At 65.1% G+C, this 19,159-nt stretch carries 16 protein-coding genes; 10 read left to right on the plus strand and 6 right to left on the minus strand.

Annotation, left to right across the window (positions count from 1 at the left end; genetic code table 11):
* Nucleotides 1–35: 35 nt before the first annotated feature.
* From L630_RS0105205 to L630_RS0105215, 3 genes are read right to left on the minus strand one after another with little or no spacing between them, the layout of a single operon-like run.
* Nucleotides 36–674: a TPM domain-containing protein gene (locus tag L630_RS0105205; RefSeq protein ID WP_024847223.1), complete on the minus strand. Its 639-nt coding sequence runs from the start codon at nt 672–674 to the stop codon at nt 36–38.
* 2 nt (nt 675–676) lie between these two features.
* Nucleotides 677–1,516: a YgcG family protein gene (locus L630_RS0105210; protein WP_245263657.1), complete on the minus strand. Its 840-nt coding sequence runs from the start codon at nt 1,514–1,516 to the stop codon at nt 677–679.
* A gap of 31 nt (nt 1,517–1,547) precedes the next feature.
* Nucleotides 1,548–2,147, minus strand: coding sequence for a LemA family protein (locus L630_RS0105215; protein ID WP_024847225.1), 600 nt, complete (start codon nt 2,145–2,147; stop codon nt 1,548–1,550).
* Nucleotides 2,148–2,277: 130 nt separating this feature from the next.
* On the opposite strand from L630_RS0105215, the gene L630_RS0105220 reads away from it, so the two are divergent.
* The 5 genes from L630_RS0105220 (at nt 2,278) to L630_RS0105240 (ending at nt 6,725) form a co-directional block, all read left to right on the plus strand.
* The gene (locus tag L630_RS0105220) at nt 2,278–2,508 is read left to right on the plus strand and encodes a hypothetical protein (protein ID WP_024847226.1); all 231 of its coding nucleotides are present in this window, start codon (nt 2,278–2,280) and stop codon (nt 2,506–2,508) included.
* Nucleotides 2,509–2,511: 3 nt separating this feature from the next.
* Nucleotides 2,512–3,396 (plus strand): pyridoxal kinase PdxY, encoded by an 885-nt coding sequence (gene pdxY / locus L630_RS0105225; RefSeq protein ID WP_024847227.1) that lies wholly within the window; start codon nt 2,512–2,514, stop codon nt 3,394–3,396.
* Between the two features lie 162 nt (nt 3,397–3,558).
* Complete coding sequence (locus L630_RS21020) at nt 3,559–3,900, plus strand: DUF429 domain-containing protein (protein WP_245263658.1); 342 nt, start codon at nt 3,559–3,561, stop codon at nt 3,898–3,900.
* A 44-nt stretch (nt 3,901–3,944) separates the two neighbouring features.
* The gene (locus L630_RS0105235) at nt 3,945–4,589 is read left to right on the plus strand and encodes a carbonic anhydrase (RefSeq protein WP_024847228.1); all 645 of its coding nucleotides are present in this window, start codon (nt 3,945–3,947) and stop codon (nt 4,587–4,589) included.
* Between the two features lie 93 nt (nt 4,590–4,682).
* A complete protein-coding gene (locus L630_RS0105240) occupies nt 4,683–6,725 on the plus strand; it encodes a M3 family metallopeptidase (RefSeq protein ID WP_024847229.1) in 2,043 nt (680 codons plus the stop codon).
* A 35-nt stretch (nt 6,726–6,760) separates the two neighbouring features.
* On the opposite strand, the gene L630_RS0105245 is transcribed toward L630_RS0105240, so the two are convergent.
* Together L630_RS0105245 and L630_RS0105250 are read right to left on the minus strand one after the other, a co-directional pair.
* Nucleotides 6,761–7,024: a hypothetical protein gene (locus L630_RS0105245; protein WP_024847230.1), complete on the minus strand. Its 264-nt coding sequence runs from the start codon at nt 7,022–7,024 to the stop codon at nt 6,761–6,763.
* A gap of 90 nt (nt 7,025–7,114) precedes the next feature.
* Nucleotides 7,115–7,705: a VOC family protein gene (locus tag L630_RS0105250; protein ID WP_024847231.1), complete on the minus strand. Its 591-nt coding sequence runs from the start codon at nt 7,703–7,705 to the stop codon at nt 7,115–7,117.
* A gap of 240 nt (nt 7,706–7,945) precedes the next feature.
* Between L630_RS0105250 and typA the strand changes: the two genes are divergently transcribed.
* From typA to L630_RS0105275, 5 genes are all read left to right on the plus strand, one after another.
* Nucleotides 7,946–9,769, plus strand: a complete 1,824-nt coding sequence (gene typA / locus L630_RS0105255) for a translational GTPase TypA (RefSeq protein ID WP_024847232.1) — start codon at nt 7,946–7,948, stop codon at nt 9,767–9,769.
* Nucleotides 9,770–9,863: 94 nt separating this feature from the next.
* The gene (locus L630_RS0105260) at nt 9,864–10,259 is read left to right on the plus strand and encodes a VOC family protein (RefSeq protein WP_024847233.1); all 396 of its coding nucleotides are present in this window, start codon (nt 9,864–9,866) and stop codon (nt 10,257–10,259) included.
* Between the two features lie 59 nt (nt 10,260–10,318).
* Complete coding sequence (locus tag L630_RS0105265; RefSeq protein WP_024847234.1) at nt 10,319–10,930, plus strand: LysE family translocator; 612 nt, start codon at nt 10,319–10,321, stop codon at nt 10,928–10,930.
* A gap of 68 nt (nt 10,931–10,998) precedes the next feature.
* Nucleotides 10,999–15,750, plus strand: a complete 4,752-nt coding sequence (locus L630_RS0105270) for an NAD-glutamate dehydrogenase (RefSeq protein ID WP_024847235.1) — start codon at nt 10,999–11,001, stop codon at nt 15,748–15,750.
* Nucleotides 15,751–15,774: 24 nt separating this feature from the next.
* Nucleotides 15,775–17,148 carry an MFS transporter gene (locus L630_RS0105275; protein WP_024847236.1) on the plus strand — a complete coding sequence of 458 codons (1,374 nt, stop codon included), beginning with the start codon at nt 15,775–15,777 and terminating at the stop codon, nt 17,146–17,148.
* Between the two features lie 382 nt (nt 17,149–17,530).
* On the opposite strand, the gene purH is transcribed toward L630_RS0105275, so the two are convergent.
* Nucleotides 17,531–19,147 carry a bifunctional phosphoribosylaminoimidazolecarboxamide formyltransferase/IMP cyclohydrolase gene (purH, locus tag L630_RS0105280; RefSeq protein WP_024847237.1) on the minus strand — a complete coding sequence of 539 codons (1,617 nt, stop codon included), beginning with the start codon at nt 19,145–19,147 and terminating at the stop codon, nt 17,531–17,533.
* Nucleotides 19,148–19,159: the final 12 nt, after the last annotated feature.

Here is a 19,159-nt window from a genome sequence, read left to right on the forward strand (position 1 = left end):
CCGCGAAAATTTTCTTTGCGAGGCTCAAGCAGCCGTCAGATCTCGACGACGTGGTCTTCCAACTCGTTGGGATTGTTGGTTCCGCCGGGAAAATGCGCGGTCAGAAGCTCGCCGGAACGGCCGATCGCTTCGGCCAGTCCGTCAACGAGATGACCGGCCCTGGCTGCTGCCGTCAGCTTCGCGACGATGTCGTTCCACTCCGACTGCTCCACGACGGCATTGATTCCCGAATCGGCGATCACCGCCGCGTAACGCTCGGCGAGCGAGACGAAGATCAGGATGCCGGTGCGCAGCTTGGTCGTGTGGACGTTGTGAGCGAGGAACTGCTTCAGCGCATTGTCGTGCGCGCGCCGGTAGGCGAGGCGACGCGGCACCATGCGAATGCGCAGCGCAGGCACGAAGCGCGCGAGGAGAAGCGCGGCGGCAATCGCCGCGATCTGCGCCAGCACGAAGGTGACGTGCGAAACCTCGTGCCAGCTGCGGTCGAGCCAGAAGGCGACGGCAAGGCTGGCGATCAGCATGCCGATCGTTAGCATGAAGGCGGCGGGGAAGATGTAACTGTCGCTGGTGCGCGCGATGACGCAGTAGATCTCGCCGCGCGTGGTTGCCTCGGCCTGGCGGATGCAGTTTGCCAGCCGCTCGTGCTCTTTAGGCGTGAGTGATGGTATCGGCATCGCTACCAGCTCCCCGAGGCGCCGCCGCCACCCGACGATCCGCCTCCTCCCGAAAATCCGCCGCCGCCGGACCAGCCACCACCTCCGCCCGCCCAGTCGCTGCCGCCGGTGTGGATCACCCAGCCGGAGGACGAGCGCCGGCGGCGCGGCTTCGGGTTGAGGTCGACGTCCATTCCGAGCCAGCGATAGCGGCGCGGGCCGATCTTGCGGCCGAAGATCGGGGCCAGCAGGCTGATGCCGATCGAGCCGAAGAAGATCGAGAACCAGATCGTGAAGAAGATGATGACGATCCAGGTGTCGATGTCGAACGCGCTGTCGCTGTGGCGGTTGCGCTCGGCGCGCGCTTCAAGCTCGGCGCCGTTGCCCTCGAGCACCATGATGATGTCGTCGACGGCGCGCGAGATGCCGCCGGAATAATCGCCGGCGCGGAAGGCCGGCACCATCGTGTTCTCGATGATGAGCTTGGAGTGCAGGTCGGTCAGCGTGCCCTCAAGGCCATAGCCAACCTCGATGCGCATCTTGCGGTCTTCAAGCGCGACGAGGATGAGGATGCCATTGTTCTCGCCGGCCTGGCCGAGGCCCCAGGCGCGGAACAAGCGGTTGGCGTAGGGCTCGATCGCCTCACCGCCGAGGTTCGGCACCGTGGCGACGACAATCTGATCGGACGACTTCTTCTCGAACTCTGCGAGCTTTGTGGTGAGGTCCGCTTCGGTCGCGGCATCGATGATGCCGGCGCTGTCGACGAGGCGGCCGGTAAGCTGCGGCTGCTGGGCAAGCGCAGGCAGCGCGGCGCCGATCGCGATGACGATCAGCAGGGCGCGAAGAATGCCCGCAAGGCTCATGACGCGCATCGCCCGACCGGCCCGCAATCCACTACTTCGTGCCGAAGTTGACTTGCGGCACCTCCATCTTGTCCTCCGACACGGTGAAGTTTTGGAACGGCACCGCATCGGTGAACCAGAGCTTGGCCCAGATGATCGACGGGAAGGTACGCAGCGTCGTGTTGTAGACGCGCACCGCCTCGATGTAGTCGCGGCGGGCGACCGCGATGCGGTTTTCGGTCCCCTCGAGCTGCGCCTGCAGGGCAAGGAAGTTCTGGTTCGCCTTGAGGTCGGGATAATTCTCAACAACTGCGAGCAGGCGCGACAGCGCGCTTGTCAGCTGAGACTGGCTTTCCTGGAAAGCCTGGAAGGCGGCCGGATCCTGCAGCATCTCGGGCGAGACCTGAACCTGCGTGGCCTTGGCGCGGGCCTCGACCACCGACTCCAGCACCTCGCGCTCATGCGCAGCATAACCCTTCACCGTCTCGACGAGGTTCGGAATCAGGTCGGCGCGGCGCTGGTACTGGTTGAGCACCTCGCTCCAGGCGGCCTTGGCGCGCTCTTCAGCCGTCGGGATGGTGTTGAAGCCGCAGGCGGTGAGCAGCGGCATGAGAAGTGCGAGGAACAATGCGGAGATGAGGTTGCGCGACATGGCACGTAATCCGGCAGGTTGTGACGCCTGACCTTAGCTTCATTCCGTCGAGACGCAAATGGCGCGCAATCATCGCTTGTGTGGGGGGCAGACGCGCGACTAAGCTGGCGCTCTTGCTGGGAAAAATCAGATGAGCCGGGACGACAGGGCCACGGATGAAGCACGGCGGATCATCGACCGTGTCGGACTGGAAAGCGAGCCGACCATGCTCGGGCGCGCCCGCGACCACATGGCCGGCAGGGACGCCGACCAGGCCGACTGGGTGGAGCTGTGGGGAACCCGCATCGGCCGCTGGGGTGGCGTGGCCCTGCTTCTCTACCTGATCTGGTGGCTCCTCGATTTCGCATTCACTGCCGGCTGACAGATGCACAACGACCAAACCACGCTCCATCCGCCCATCATCGTCATCTCCAGCCACGTCGTGCGCGGCTCCGTCGGCAACCGCACCGTGGTGTTTGCGCTGGAACAACTCGGTTTTCCCGTCTGGGCGGTGCCGACGATCACGCTCGCGTGGCATCCCAATCAGGGCCGCTCCACACGCATCGTCGCCGATGAGAGCCAGTTTGCCTCCCTGATGGAGGATTTTGCCAATTCGCCGCTTCTCGGCGAGGCAGGCGCCATCATCAGCGGCTATTTTGGCGACGCGGCACAGGCGAAGGCGGTCGCGGGGCTCGTGCGGGCGCTAAAAGAGCAGAACCCCGACGCGATCTATCTCTGCGATCCGGTCTGCGGCGACGAGAAGGGGCTCTACGTATCGCAGGAGATCGCGGAGGCGATCCGCGACGAGCTGCTGCCGCTCGCGGACATTGCGACGCCGAACCGCTCCGAGCTCGAATGGATCATCGGTCATAGCCTCGACGACAACACCTCGACGATCCGCGCCGCGCGCGAGCTCGGCCCCGCGACGATGCTGGTCACGTCCGCGCATGCGATGATGGCGGGCTCGATCGGCAACCTGCTGGTGACGAAGCGCGAGGCGGTGCTTGCCGAGCACCGTGCTGTTGAGAACGCGCCGAAGGGCACCGGCGACCTGTTTGCGGCGGTCTTCCTTGCGCGGCTGATGGAAGGCCTCACGCCCGACAAGGCGCTGCGTTCGGCAACGGCCGCCGTGTTTGAGGTGGTCGCGCGGGCGGTCAAGCGCGGCTCGGAAGACCTGATGCTCGCGACGGATGCACAGAGCATCGTCCACCCGATGGCGATGGTGCAGACGCGGCGGCTGGTCGAGCCGCGCGGAGGCAAGTCTGCGTGAGCCTTGCCTGCGGCGTCGATGGCTGCAAGGGAGGCTGGGTCGCCGTCTTCCGCGACGACGGCGGCGCGCCGTCCGCTACGGTCTATCCTGACTTCGAGACGCTGATCGACAGCCTGCCGACAGATACGCGGCATCTTCTCCAAGATTCGCGAGATCGACCAGTTGCTCATTACAGAACCGCAATTACGGGAACGGTTGATCGAGTCTCATCCCGAAGTCGCCTTCTGGCGCCTCAACGGCGAGAAGGCGATGAGCCTGCCGAAGAAGATCAAGGGCGCGGTCAATCCGGCCGGAATGGAGGAGCGCCGGGCGCTGCTGGCAAGAAGCGGGCTGCCTCGCGCCTTCCTTGACCAGCCGCCGCCGCGCCGCTCGGCTGCCGATGATTTTCTCGACGCCTGCGCGATGCTTTTGGTCGCGGAAAGGCGCCGCGGCGGGCTTGCAAGGCCCTTTCCAAACCCGCCGCCGACCGACCGTTACGGTAATTCGATTGCCATATGGGCATGAGCGGAATTGTTGCGCGATAGCCGTTTTAGGTTTATCCGCAAGCCATGGACGCTCTTCCCCCCCACCTCCTCCGTGGCTACCGCGACTTCATGAGCGGTCGCTACGCTTCCGAAAGCGACCGTTACCGCAAGCTCGCAAAAGAAGGCCAGACACCCGAGACGATGGTGATCGCCTGCTGCGACTCGCGCGCGGCCCCCGAAACCATTTTTGACTGCGGCCCCGGCGAACTCTTCGTCGTGCGCAACGTCGCCAACCTTGTCCCGCCCTATGAGCCGGACGACAAGCACCATGCGACGTCGGCAGCGCTCGAATTCGCGGTGCAGAGCCTCAAGGTCAAGCACATCGTCGTGCTCGGCCACGGCCGCTGCGGCGGCATCAAGGCGGCACTCGACCCGTCAGCGCCGCCGCTGTCGCCCGGTGACTTCATCGGCAAGTGGATGGGCCTCGTTGCCCCTGCCGCCGAGGCCGTTGCCAACAACACGATGATGACGCCCGGCGAGCGCCAGACCGCGCTCGAGCGCATCTCGATCCGCTATTCGCTGGCGAACCTGCGCAGCTTCCCGTGTGTCTCGATCCTCGAAGGGAAGGGCAAGCTGTCGCTGCACGGCGCCTGGTTCGATATTTCGACCGGAGAGCTTTGGGCGATGAACCCGGCCACCGGCGACTTCGAGCGGCCGGACTACAAATAACCGCGACGTCTGGAGCGTTGCACGGCGGGCGGGCCGCGCCTACATCAGGTGCAACCCGCCTTCTGCATTTCCTGCAATCCTCCGGAGTCATTCATGTCCGATCTAGCCAGCCATCCCCTGACGAACTGGACGGGGCCGCTTGGCCTGCCTGCCTTCGACAAGATTTCCGACGACCAGTTTGCTCCCGTCTTCGATGCAGCTCTTGCCGCGCACGAAGCCGAGATCGCCGCCATCGCGTCGAACCCCGACAAGCCGACCATCGACAACACGCTCGCCGCGCTGGAACTCGCCGGCGACGCGCTCGGCAAAGTATCCGCGATCTTCTGGATGCGCGCTGGAGCGCACACTAATCCCGAGATCCAGAAGCTCGAGCGCGAGATTGCACCGCGCATGTCGCGCCACTTCTCCGCGATCTACATGAACGAAGCGCTGTTTGCGCGCATCGACGAGCTCTATGCGCAGCGCGACGCGCTCGGTCTCGATGCCGAGACCGGGCGCGTGCTCGAAAAGACCTGGAAGCGCTTCGTCCGGGCGGGCGCCAAGCTCAATGCCGAGGACAAGCAGCGTCTTGCCGCGATCAACGAGCGCCTTGCTTCGCTCGGCGCGCAGTTCGGGCAGAACGTGCTCGCCGACGAAGCCGGCTGGGCGCTGTTCCTCGACGGCGGCGATGACCTCGCTGGCCTGCCGGACTTCCTCGTGTCGGCGATGGCGGAGGCTGCCGCCTCGCGTGGTGAGGAAGGCCGCTATGCGGTGACGCTGTCGCGCTCGATCATCGAGCCGTTCCTGACATTCTCCGATCGTGCGGACCTTCGCGCCAAGGCCTTCGAGGCCTTCACCAAGCGCGGCGAGAACGGCGGCGAACACGACAACCGCGAGAACGTCCGCGAGACGCTGTCGCTGCGCGCCGAGAAGGCAAAGCTCCTCGGCTACGAGAGCTTTGCGGCATTCAAGCTTGACGACACGATGGCGAAGACGCCGGATGCGGTGATGAACCTGCTCGAGCCGGTCTGGCAGAAGGCGCGCGCGAAGGCGCTGGCCGACCGCGACGAGCTCCAGAAGATTGCGGCCGAGGCCGGCAGCAATGAAAAGCTGACCGCCGCCGACTGGCGCTACTGGCAGGAAAAGCTGCGCGCGCAGAAATACGCGTTCGACGAGGCAGAGCTTAAGCCGTACCTGCAGCTCGACCACATCATCGATGCCTGCTTCGACGTGGCGACACGGCTGTTCGGCGTGACCTTCGAGGAAAAGACCGGCATTGCCACCTGGCACGAGGAAGTGCGGGTATTCCAGGTGAAGAACCCAGACGGCTCGCACCGAGCGACCTTCCTTGCCGACTACTTCAACCGCCCATCCAAGCGCTCCGGCGCGTGGATGAGCTCGCTCGAAAGCGGCTACTCGCTCGGCAAGGGTGCGTCACCGATCATCTACAACGTGATGAACTTCGCGAAGCCGCCGAAGGGCCAGCCGGCGCTCCTGTCGATGGACGATGCGCGTACGCTGTTCCACGAGTTCGGCCACGCGCTGCACGGCATGCTCACCGAGGTCACGTGGCCCTCGGTTGCGGGCACCTCGGTGTCGCGCGACTTCGTCGAACTGCCGTCGCAGCTTTACGAGCACTGGCTGACGGTGCCTGAGGTGCTGGAGAAGCACGCGCGCCACTACAAGACCGGCGAGCCGATGCCGAAGGAGCTGCTCGACAAGATGCTGACGGCGCGGACCTTCAATGCCGGCTTCGCCACCGTCGAGTTCACCTCCTCGGCGCTGGTCGACATGGAGTATCACCGCCAGGGCGAGGCTCCGGCCGATCCGCTAGCTTTCGAGGCAAAGGTGCTGGAAAAGCTGGAGATGCCGGAAGAGATCGTCATGCGTCATCGGACGCCGCACTTCCTGCACGTCTTCTCGGGCGACGGTTACTCAGCCGGATACTACTCCTACATGTGGTCGGAAGTGCTCGATGCCGACGCATTCTCCGCCTTCGAAGAGACGGGCAATCCGTTCGATGCCGAGACGGCGCGCAAGCTCAAGACCTACATCTACGCGGCTGGCGGCTCGCGCGATCCGGAAGAGCTCTACACGGCCTTCCGTGGCCGCATGCCGACGCCGGACGCCATGATGGAAAAGCGCGGCCTCGCCTGAGGTCGCGCGTCAAACCTTCAAACTCTAGTGAAAAATCAGAGGCAGGGGCGCAGGTCGCCCCTGCGCTCGGGATCGGCGCAGGCCGGAGCCTTGCTGCGGTCGGCGCGCGGGCCGGTCACCAGCGCATAGTCGATGCCATGGTCGCCGGGCTTGAAGGTATCAAGGGAACCGGTGTCTTCCTCAGCCGGCGGCACGGCGACAGCGTCCCGGGCAGACGGCGCAGAAAAAGCCGCTCCCATGCCAATCAGGGCAGGGATCGTGGCTGCTGCAGCGATCTTGACCAACCAGGGCGCGTTCATGTGCAGGGGTTCCGTCTCCTCTAAAGGAACCCCTAACGCGCAACGGTTAAAAAAGTTTCAATAAAATTAACCTTAGCCCGCGGTAACCATTCATCCCCGGCGATATGGGGCGCGTGGCTGGCGATCTTCAGACAGCGAGGGCCGTCCGCGCCGGACAAGGTTCTCGATGGCATCGGCGAGATGCTTCTCATTGATGTTGTAGTCGCCAGCGGCGACGCGGATGTGGTGCGCCTCCATCAAAACATCGGCGGGGGTAAAGCCGTGCGGCGGCTCGAAGCGGTAGGAGGCAAGCTCGATCAAAAGGCCCAGCGGGTCCTTGAAGTAGATCGAGTCCATGAAGCCGCGATCCTTCACGCCGCTGTGGGCGATCTTTCGCTCGTCAAGGCGCTCGACCGCCTGCAGGAAGGTGACCCGCGACACCGAGAAGGCGATGTGGTGGACGGCCCCGACCGGGGCTGGCCCGCGCGAGCGGTCACCCTTGCGCTCCTCATTGGTGAAAATGGTAATCAGGCGCCCGTCACCCGGATCGAAGTAAAGGTGGCTTTCGTTCGGATTGTCGAGATTGGGCTGTTCGAACACGAAGGGCATGCCGAGCACTCCTTCCCAAAAGTCGATCGAGGTCTGCCGGTCCGCGCCGACGAGCGTGATGTGATGAACGCCTTGAGCCTGAAGTTTCCGCATCTCACCCTCCTGTCGCGGAACGGTGACGGAAAGTTGAGCCCGCATGTCCGCAGTTGATGTGGCTGTTATTCTAGACTTTCCCGGCATCTGCGGCAGATGCCCAGCCTACTACGGACCGTTCATCGCCGGGAGACAATCTCCCCATTTTGATGTCCCCCTTTCGCAAATCCTAAAAAAACGATAAGAGCCGCGCATTGAAATCGGCGCGCCCCCTGTGCCGCGCAAGCCTCCTGAGGACATATGAAGCTTCGAAACATCGCGATCATCGCGCATGTCGACCATGGAAAGACCACGCTTGTCGATGCGCTCCTGAAACAGTCCGGCTCGGTCCGCGACAACCAGCGCGTCGCCGAGCGCGCAATGGACTCAGGCGACATCGAAAAGGAACGCGGCATCACCATTCTGGCCAAGGCAACTTCGGTCGAGTGGAAGGACACGCGCATCAACATCGTCGATACCCCGGGCCACGCCGACTTTGGCGGTGAGGTCGAGCGCATCCTGAACATGGTGGACGGCGCGATCGTGCTCGTCGATGCCGCCGAGGGCCCGATGCCGCAGACCAAGTTCGTGGTCGGCAAGGCGCTCAAGGTCGGTCTCAAGCCGATCGTCGCCATCAACAAGATCGACCGTCCGGACGCACGCCACGTCGAGGTCATCAACGAGGTGTTCGACCTGTTCGCCGCGCTTGACGCGACCGACGAGCAGCTCGACTTCCCGATCCTTTACGGCTCGGGCCGCGATGGCTGGATGTCGGAATCGCCGGAAGGCCCGAAGGACCAGGGTCTCGCGCCGCTGTTCGACCTGGTGCTGAAGCACGTGCCGGAGCCGACCGTGAAGGAAGGTCCGTTCCGCATGATCGGCACCATCCTCGAGGCCAACCCGTTCCTCGGCCGCATCGTCACCGGCCGCATCGAGTCCGGCTCGCTGAAGCCGAACCAGGCGGTGAAGGTGCTCCACCATGACGGCTCGCTGCTGGAAACCGGCCGCGTCACCAAGATCCTCGCCTTCCGTGGTCTCGAGCGCCAGCCGATCGAGGACGCGCAGGCGGGCGACATCGTCGCGATCGCCGGCCTCTCCAAGGGCACCGTCGCCGATACCTTCTGCGATCCGGCGGTCACCGAGCCGCTGCAGGCCCAGCCGATCGATCCGCCGACCGTGACCATGTCCTTCCTCGTCAACGACTCGCCGCTGGCTGGCACCGAGGGCGACAAGGTGACGAGCCGCGTCATCCGCGACCGCCTGCTCAAGGAGGCCGAGGGCAACGTCGCTCTGAAGATCGAGGAGTCGGAAGACAAGGACTCGTTCTACGTCTCTGGCCGCGGCGAACTGCAGCTCGCCGTGCTGATCGAGACGATGCGACGCGAAGGGTTCGAGCTTGCCGTGTCACGTCCGCGCGTCGTCATGCAAAAGGACGAGAACGGACAGACGCTGGAGCCGATCGAAGAAGTCGTCATCGACGTCGATGAGGAACATGCCGGCGTCGTCGTGCAGAAGATGAGCGAGCGCAAGGCGGACATGATCGAGCTGCGCCCGTCGGGCGGCGATCGCCAGCGTCTTGTCTTCCACGCCCCGACCCGCGGCCTGATCGGCTACCAGTCGGAGCTGCTCACCGACACGCGCGGCACGGCGGTGATGAATCGCCTGTTCCACTCCTACCAGCCCTACAAGGGCGAGCTTCCGGGCCGCACCAACGGCGTCCTGATCTCGAACGACCAGGGCGAGGCCGTGGCCTACGCGCTGTTCAACCTCGAGGACCGCGGACCGATGATCATCGATCCGGGCGTCAAGGTCTACCAGGGCATGATCATCGGCATTCACTCGCGCGACAACGACCTCGAGGTCAACGTGCTGAAGGGCAAGAAGCTGACCAACATCCGCGCCGCGGGCAAGGATGAGGCGGTCAAGCTGACCCCGCCGATCCGCATGACGCTGGAGCGCGCTTTGTCGTGGATCCAGGATGACGAGCTGGTCGAGGTCACGCCGAAGTCGATCCGCCTGCGCAAGATGTATCTCGACCCGAACGACCGCAAGCGGTTCGAGAAGCAGAAGGCCAGCGCGGCCTGATAGCGCTCACGGGCCGGAAGGCCCGGCTTAGTCAGAATGCGGCGGCCGAATGGTCGCCGTTTTCGTTTCCGCACCAGATGCCAGGAGCTTGAAAATGGCCAAGATGATCCACTCGATGATCCGCGTTCTCGACGAGCAGCGATCGATCGACTTCTACAACAAGGCCTTCGGCCTCGAGGTAGCCCAGCGCCTCGACTTCGAGACGTTCACGCTGGTCTACCTCTCCAACAAGGAGAGCGACTTCGAGCTGGAGCTGACCATCAACAAGGGCCGCGAGGAACCGTATGATCGCGGCAACGGCTACGGCCACCTTGCTGTCTCCGTCGAGGACGTCGCTGCCGAGCATGCGCGCCTGACCGAACTCGGCATCAACCCGCGCAAGCTGGTTGACTTCGCGCCGGGCGGCGAGGTGATCGCGCGCTTCTTCTTCATCGCCGATCCGGACGGCTATGAGATCGAGGTCCTGCAGCGCGGCGGCCGCTACCTCTGATCAGCGGTCATTGACACGCGCCGGCCGGAGGTGATGATGCAGCCTGGAGGATACGCCTCATGGACCTGACATCGCTCGTCATCTTCGCCGGCGCGCTGTTCGTCGCCGCCGGATCGCCCGGCCCGTCCGTTGCCGCACTGGTTGCCCGAGTCGTTTCCAAAGGCAGCCGCGACGTGATGCCGTTCCTTGCCGCGATGTGGATCGGCGAGGGCATCTGGCTGTCGATGGCGGTGTTCGGCCTCGCCATCGTCGCACAAACCTTCCACTTCGCCTTCCTCGTCCTCAAGTGGGCGGGCGTCGCTTATCTCTGCCTGTTGGCTTACCGGATGTGGACCGCACCGGTCTCGGTCGAGGAAAGCGACCTGCCGCGCGCCAAGTCGTCGTGGAAGATGTTCGCCGCCGGCCTGGCAGTCACTCTTGGCAATCCGAAGATCATGATGTTCTACATGGCGCTGCTGCCGACCATCATCGACCTTGCCTCGGTCACCATGGTCGGCTGGCTGGAACTCACCGCCGCGATGGCGCTCGTGCTGATGGCGGTCGACCTCGCCTGGGTGGCAGCTGCCGTGCAGGCACGGCGCATCATCCGCAGCCCACGCGCCATGCGGATCGCCAACCGCGTCTCCGCGAGCATCATGGGCGGGGCTGCCGCGGCGATCGCGTCGCGCTGATCACCCCTCGCCAAACACTCCTCGTCTGCTACCATGCCCCAAGCCCGGTGCAGACGAAGGAAGCTGGCATGACCGCCAAATCCGCGAAGTCGAGCAAGGATACTTCCAGGCTGGGGGGCGTGGACGCGCTGGTCGCAGTCTTCCGCATGCGGGGGGCGCCGGAGGATCTGGCGAGCTATAATGCCAGCGTGCTCAAGAGCGCGGCGGAACAGGCTTTTGCGGCCCTGAAACGGCACGAGCCGGGCGAGTGCATCATCTCCATCGAGGACGGACCGCAATTCGTGCACGACGACAAGCCGCTGTCGGTCATCACCGTCGTCAACGACAACATGCCGTTCCTGTTCGATTCGGTGTCGGGCGAGATCGCCGAACACACCGGCGAGCCGACGCTGGTGCTGCATCCGGTGATGGATGTGCGCCACGACGGCACCGGCATCTGCGAGATCCACGATGACGGGCAAAGCCACGCAGCAGGCAAGGACTGGCACCGCGTCAGCCTGATCCACATCCACGTGCCGAAGCTGGCGGAGGCGGTGAAGGAAAAGCTGCGCGAGCGCCTCGAAATCGTCCTCTGGCAGGTGCGGCGCTCAGTGGCGGACTGGAAGCCGATGCTGGCGCGCCTCTACCAGGCGATCGAGAATTTCAGCCGGCCCGGCCTGCCGCTGGCGAAGCCCGCGCTTGATGAGGCCGTCGCCTTCCTGCGCTGGCTGCGCGATGACAACTTCATCTTCCTCGGCATGCGCGAGTTCATCTATGCCGGTGGCACCAGGGACGGCGCGCTGGAGCCGTCGGGCAAGGAGGGACTCGGCATTCTTGCCGACCCCAACGTGCGCGTGTTGCGGCGCGAGGACGAAGGCCTGACTACCACCCCCGAAATCCGCGCATTCCTGCACGGACCCGACCCGCTGATCGTCACCAAGGCGAACGCCAAGTCGGTCGTCCACCGCCGCATCTATCTCGACTATATCGGCGTGAAGACGTTCGACGCCGAAGGCAGGCTCGCGGGAGAGCTGCGCATGGTCGGCCTGTTCACCTCGACCGCCTATACGCGTTCCGTGATGCAGATTCCCTATCTTCGCTCCAAGGCGAAGGCGGTGATGGATGCGTCAGGCTTCGACCCGCACGACCATTCCGGCAAGGCACTCATCAGCGTGCTGGAATCCTTTCCGCGCGATGAACTTTTCCAGATCGAAACCCCGCTTCTTCAGGCACACGCCCACGCGATCCTCGCGCTCGGCGAGCGGCCGCGCGTGCGCGTCCTGTTCCGCGTCGACCGGTTCGACCGCTTCGTCTCGGTGATCGTGTTCGTGCCGCGCGACCGCTACGATTCCGACGCCCGCGAAAAGATCGGGCAGCTGCTGAAGGACAGGTTCGAGGGCCGCGTCTCGGCCTACTATCCGGCGTTCCCGGAAGGCTCGCTGGTGCGCGTCCACTTCATCATCGGTCGATCCGGCGGCAAGACGCCGGAGGTTGACGCGAAGGATCTGGAGGCCGAGGTGCGGCGGATCGTGCGCACCTGGGACGACGCGCTGCGCGACGCTGCCGGGAGCGACGCGGACCCGGCGCTGCTCAAGCTGGCGAACCGGCTGCCGGAGAGCTACCGCAACGCCTTCACCCCGCACACGGCGCTGCAGGATGCGCAGGTGCTGGCAACGATCAGCGCCGAGGGGCCGATCGCCATCGACTTCTACCGCGACACCGGCCAGGGCGCGAAGGAGGCCTCGCTCAAGATCTATCACTTTGGCGAGGCGGTCGAACTGTCGAAGCGCGTGCCGATTCTCGAGAACATGGGGTTCCGCGTCATCAGCGAGCGCACCTTCGAGATCGCAGGCGACGGGCGCATCTTCATCCACGACATGGAGCTCGCAAGCGCGCGCGGCCGCGAGGTCGACCTTTCAGACGAGGGCGAGCTTCTCGAAGAGGTGTTCCGGTCGATCTGGGATGGCCAGAGCGACAATGACGAGTTCGCCGAGCTGGTGCAGACGGCGCGGCTGCGCGCGCGGCAGATCCAGCTGCTGCGCGTCTATGGCCGCTACCTGCAGCAAGCGGGGATTCCGCAGAGTCAGGGCTATATCGCCGGCGTCCTCAACCGCTATCCGGAAATCGCCCGCGGGCTGTTCCAGCTCTTTGAGGCCAAGTTCGATCCCGCCGTCAGCGACGGTGAGGTGGTCGCGATGCACCTCAAGGCGGCGATCAAGGATGCGCTCGACGATGTGCCGCAGATCGATGACGACACGATCATCCGCAGGCTGCAGAACCTGATCGAGGCGTCGCTGCGCACCAACTACTACCTCGAGGGCGAGGCGGGGCCGCGCTCGCTCGCGATCAAGTTCGACTCGCGCGCCATCATCGGGCTTCCGGAGCCGCGCCCATGGCGCGAGGTGTTCGTCTACGGCCCGGAGGTCGAGGGCGTGCACCTGCGCTTCGGCCCGGTCGCGCGCGGCGGCCTGCGCTGGTCGGACCGCGCGCAGGACTACCGCACCGAGGTGCTGGGCCTCGTTAAGGCACAGCAGGTCAAGAACGCGGTGATCGTGCCGGTGGGGGCCAAGGGCGGCTTCTATCCGCGCCGGCTGCCAGCACGCGGCAGCCGCGCCGAGGTGTTCGAAGTCGGGCGCAGCGCCTACATCAACTTCATCTCGACGCTGATCTCGATCACCGACAACATCGAGGACGGCAAGGTCGTCCCGCCGAAGAAGCTGGTGCGTCACGACGGCGACGACGCCTATTTCGTCGTCGCGGCCGACAAGGGCACGGCGACCTTCTCCGATACCGCCAACGGGATCAGCCAGGAGCACGGCTTCTGGCTGGACGATGCCTTCGCCTCGGGCGGCTCGGCGGGCTACGACCACAAGAAGATGGGCATCACCGCCCGCGGCGCTTGGGAGGCCGTGAAGCGGCATTTCCGCGAGATGAACCGCGACATCCAGACCGAGCCGTTTACCGTCGCCGGCGTCGGCGACATGTCGGGTGACGTGTTCGGCAACGGCATGCTCTTGTCGTCCTGCATCCGGCTCGTCGCGGCCTTCGACCACCGCGACATCTTCATCGATCCGGACCCCGATCCGGAGGCGACCTATGCCGAGCGGCGGCGGCTGTTCGAAAACCCGCAGCTCAGCTGGCAGGATTTCGACCGGAAGAAGCTGTCGAAAGGCGGCATGATTGTCTCGCGCGCGCTGAAAACGGTGAGCCTCACCAAGCAGGCCGCCGAAGCCATCGGGCTCGCGAAAACCGACGCGACGCCAACCGAGATCATGAACGCGATCCTCAAGGCGCCGGTCGACCTGCTCTGGTTCGGCGGCATCGGCACCTATGTGCGGGGCGCGGGTGAGACGAATGCGGACGTCGGCGATCGCGCCAATGACGCGATCCGCATCACCGGCGCGGAGGTGCGCGCGAAGGTGGTTGGCGAAGGCGCCAATCTCGGCATGACCCAGCGCGGACGCATCGAATATGCGCTTGCAGGAGGACGCTGCAATTCGGATGCGATCGATAATTCGGCCGGGGTCAACTCCTCGGACGTTGAGGTGAACATCAAGATCGCGCTGGCACCGGCGATGCGGAAGGGATCGCTGACGCGCGCCGCCCGCAACAAGCTGCTCTCGCAGATGACCGACGAGGTGGCGGCGCTGGTGCTCGCCAACAATTACGAGCAGACGCTGGCGCTGTCGCTTGCAAGGGCCCGTGGCGCAGCCGACCTTGCCCATCTCGAGCGCTTCATGCAGGCGCTGGAAGCACGCGGGCTGCTAGACCGCACGGTCGAGTCGCTGCCCTCCACCGGCGCAGTGGCGGACCGCGCGGCGAGAGGCGAGGGGCTGACGCGGCCGGAGCTCGGCGTGCTGCTTGCCTATGCCAAGCTCGCTCTGTTCGACGATCTCGTTTCCGGTCCATTGCCGGACGAGCCCTATCTCGAGGCGGACCTCTTTTCCTACTTCCCGGAGAAGATGGCGAAGAAATTCGGCGAAGAAATCCGCGCGCATCCGCTGCGCCGAGAGATCATCGCGACCGTGCTGGCCAATGACGTCATCAACCGCGGCGGGCCGTCCTTCATCACGCGGCTGCAGGACCTGAGCGGCCGCACCGCAAGCGACGTCGTTGCGGCCTATGTCGTCGTGAGCGAGGGTTTTGAGCTTCCGGCTCTATTCCGGCAGATCGATGCACTCGACAACCGCATCGACGGGATTGCGCAACTGGAGCTCTACCAAGCGGTGGGACGTTTGATCCATGCCGCAACTCTCTGGCAGCTGCGCCATGGCGATGCCGCGGCACCGCTTGCCGAGCGGATCGCCGCCCTTCGGAGCGCGCGGAAAACGCTGCAGCCACACCTCGCCGCGAAGGTGCCGGCGCAGACTGTCGAGTTCGTCGAACAGCGGTTGCGCGAAATCGCCGAGACCGGCGCGCCGAAGGAGCTGGCGACGCGGCTTGCCTGGCTGCCAATCGAGGAGCTCATTCCCGACATCGCGCTGCTTGCCGAACAGGCGACCGCCGAACTGAGGATCGCGGCGCGCGCGTACTTTTGCGTCACCGAGAAATTCCGAATCGGCCGCATCAACGAGGCCGCCCGCGCGATCCAGCCAGCCGACTATTATGATGGGCTGGCGCTGGCGCGTGCGATCGAGACCATGAACAGTGCCCGCAGAGGCCTGGCCCGCGCCGCGCTGGTAGCCTATCCGAAGGACAGGGAGCCTGTTACGAAGTGGGTTGAGGCCGGCGGCGAGCGTGTCGCGCGCACCCGCGAGCAGCTGCAGGCGCTGACGGAAGCAGGGGAGCTCACCGTCTCGCGCCTGACGGTGGCTTCCGGGCTGATGGCGGATTTGGGATAGGCGGCGGCCTTTGGGGGAAAATGCATGGATGCTGAGGCGAGAGGGCCGGTGCCGCGTCGCGGGATCATCGGCTGGATGCTGTTCGACTGGGCGGCGCAGCCGTTCTTCACCGTGGTCACCACCTTCGTCTTCGGACCCTACTTCGTCTCGCGCATGGTCGCAGACCCGGCTGCCGGACAGGCGGCCTGGGGCTACGGCATCGCGGCGGGCGGCATCCTGATCGCCATTCTTTCGCCGGTGCTCGGCTCGATTGCCGACCGCGCCGGGCCGCGCAAACCATGGATCGCCGCCTTCGCAGTGCTGAAGATCCTCTGCCTGTGCTCGCTATGGCTCGCCGAGCCGGGTTCGGCGGTGGTGCCAGTGCTGCTCGCCTTCGTCCTGGCGCAGGTGGCGGCGGAATTTTCCATCGTCTTCAACGACTCGATGATGCCGGCGCTGATTGACAAGAAGGAGATCGGCAACGTCTCCAACATCGCCTGGGGGCTCGGCTATCTCGGCGGCATGCTGGTGCTGATCTTCGTGGTCGGCTTCCTCGCCGTTTCGCCCGAGACCGGCAAGACGCTGCTCGGCGTCGAACCACTGATCGCGCTCGATCCGGCCAAGGGCGAGGACGCGCGAATAAGCGGACCGCTGTCAGCGCTCTGGTATTTCGTCTTCCTGCTGCCGCTGCTTCTGTTCACGCCCGATGCACGCAAGATGATGCCGCTCGCCGCAGCCGTGCGCGCGGGCATAGCCGACCTTGCGGGGACGATCCGCGAGGCGCGCGAGCGGGCCGGCATCGTCCGGTTCCTTGTCGCGCGCATGATCTATCAGGACGGCGTCAACGCGCTGCTCGCGCTCGGCGGCGGCTTCGCCACGGCCATGTTCGGCTGGTCGATCACCGAGATCGGCCTCTACGGCATCCTGCTCAATGTCGTCGCCATTCCCGGCTGCCTGATTGCCGGCCGGCTCGACAATTTGCTCGGCTCGAAGAAAGTCGTCGTTCTCTCGTTGATCGTACTGTCGATCGCCACCATCGGCATCGTCTCGACCGGGCCGGGCTACACGCTGTTCGGAGCCTTGCCGTTGCCCGGCGAGGACAGCGGCGGGCTGTTCGGGACGCCAGCGGAACTAGCCTACATCGCCTTCGGCCTGCTCATCGGCCTCGCGTTCGGCCCCGTGCAGGCCTCGTCGCGCTCCTATCTCGCGCGCAGTGTCTCGGCTGACGAGGCGGGGCGCTATTTCGGGCTTTATGCCTTGTCCGGCCGGGCAACCAGCTTTCTGGCGCCATTTCTGGTCGCCAGCGTCACGGCGCTGACGGCGTCGCCTCGTGTTGGAATTGCTACTGTCGTGCTGTTCCTGCTCGTTGGCCTGTATCTGCTGCTGCGGACGCCCTATCCGGCGGACGGGGTAGGCTGACGGGGAGAGTGCTGGGCACAGTCTGATTTACCTTCAGACGGCAATCGGCTGTTGCTGTTGGCGTGGGCGGCGCCTGACTGCTGCGCCGATGCTTTGCTGTCGTGGCACGGCGCCTGGTCACGCCCCCTCCACCGCCTTCGGCGGTCCCCCTCCCCCATGAATGGGGGAGGATCCGGGTCGTGCCGGGGGAAAAGGGAACGACAGCCGGAACCGATCTTGAACAATCGAACGGTGCTGACGCTGAAAGATCAGGAGATGGCGCAGGAGAATGTGATGGCCTCTGCCCCTCGGATCCTCCCCCACTTGTGGGGGAGGGGGACCATGCGAAGCATGGTGGAGGGGGCTGCCGGACGCCGGCGCCCCAGACCAATCCAATCCGCGCTTAGTGGCGGAAGTGGCGCGTGCCGGTGAAGACCATGGCGATGCCGTGCTCGTCGGCAGCGGCGATCACCTCGTCGTCACGCATCGAGCCGCCGGGCTGGATCACGGCCGTCGCGCCTGCCTCGACCGCGGCGAGCAGGCCGTCGGCGAACGGGAAGAACGCGTCCGACGCAACCACCGAACCCTTGGCGAGCGATTCCGTCAGGCCCGCAGCCTCGGTCGCGTCGAGCGCCTTGCGGGCGGCGATGCGTGAGGAGTCGACGCGGCTCATCTGGCCGGCGCCGATGCCAACGGTCGAAAGGTTCTTCGCGTAGACAATGGCGTTCGACTTAACGTGCTTGGCAACGCGGAAGGCAAAGCGCAGGTCGGCCATTTCCTTGTCCGAGGGCGCGCGCTTCGTGACCACCTTGAGGTCGAGGTCATCGACCACGGCATTGTCCCGCGACTGCACCAGCAGGCCGCCAGCGACCGACTTGACGATCATGCCGGCAGCGCGGGGGTCAGGCAGGCCATCGGTGACGAGCAGGCGCAGGTTCTTCTTGGCAGCGACGATCTCGACCGCCTCGGGCGAAGCTTCCGGCGCGATGATCACCTCGGTGAAGGTCTTGACGATTTCCTCGGCCGCTTCGGCGTCGAGCAGGCGGTTGAGCGCGACGATGCCACCGAAAGCCGAGACCGGGTCGCAGGCAAGCGCACGCAGGTAGGCGTCCTTCAGCGTCTCGCCCTCGGCAACGCCGCACGGATTGGCGTGCTTGATGATGGCGACCGCCGCGGTGCGCTTCGGGTCGAACTCGGCGACGAGCTCGAAGGCCGCGTCGGTGTCGTTGACGTTGTTGTAGGAGAGCTGCTTGCCCTGCAGCTGGCGCGCGGTGGCGACGCCCGGGCGCTTGTCGCCATTGACGTAGAAGCCCGCCTTCTGGTGCGGGTTCTCGCCATAGCGCATCACATTTTCCAGCTTGCCGCCGAAGGCGCGCCAGGTGGGCGACTCGATTTCCAGCGCATCGGCAAACCAGCCGGAGATCGCCGCGTCATAAGCTGCCGTGCGGGCATAGGCCTTGGCGGCCAGCTCCTGGCGGAAGCGGTACGGCGTTGCACCGTCGTTGGCGGCGAGGGTCTCGATCAGGCGCGTGTAGTCGGCCGGGTCGGTGACGATGGCGACGTAGGCGTGGTTCTTGGCCGAGGCGCGGACCATGGCCGGGCCGCCGATGTCGATGTTCTCGACCACCGAGGCATAGTCACCGCCAGCGGCGCGCACTTCCTCGAACGGGTAGAGGTTGATGACGGCAAGGTCGATGGCGCCGATATTGTGCGCTTCCATCGCGGCGCGATGCTCTTCGTCGTCACGGATTGCGAGCAGGCCGCCATGCACCGACGGATGCAGCGTCTTGACGCGGCCGTCCATGATTTCCGGGAAGCCGGTGATGTCGGAAACGTCCCTGACCGGAATGCCGGCTGCGGCGATCGCCTTCGAGGTGCCGCCGGTCGAGATCAGCTCGACGCTGCGATCGTGCAGCGCCTTTGCGAGGTCGATCAGGCCGGTCTTGTCGGACACCGACAGAAGCGCGCGGCGCAGCGGGACAAGATCGGGAGCAGGGATTTTCTTCGAGACGACGGCCATGGTTGTGGCTCC

The organism is Aminobacter sp. J41 (assembly GCF_000526635.1).
Classification (GTDB): Bacteria; Pseudomonadota; Alphaproteobacteria; order Rhizobiales; family Rhizobiaceae; genus Aerobium.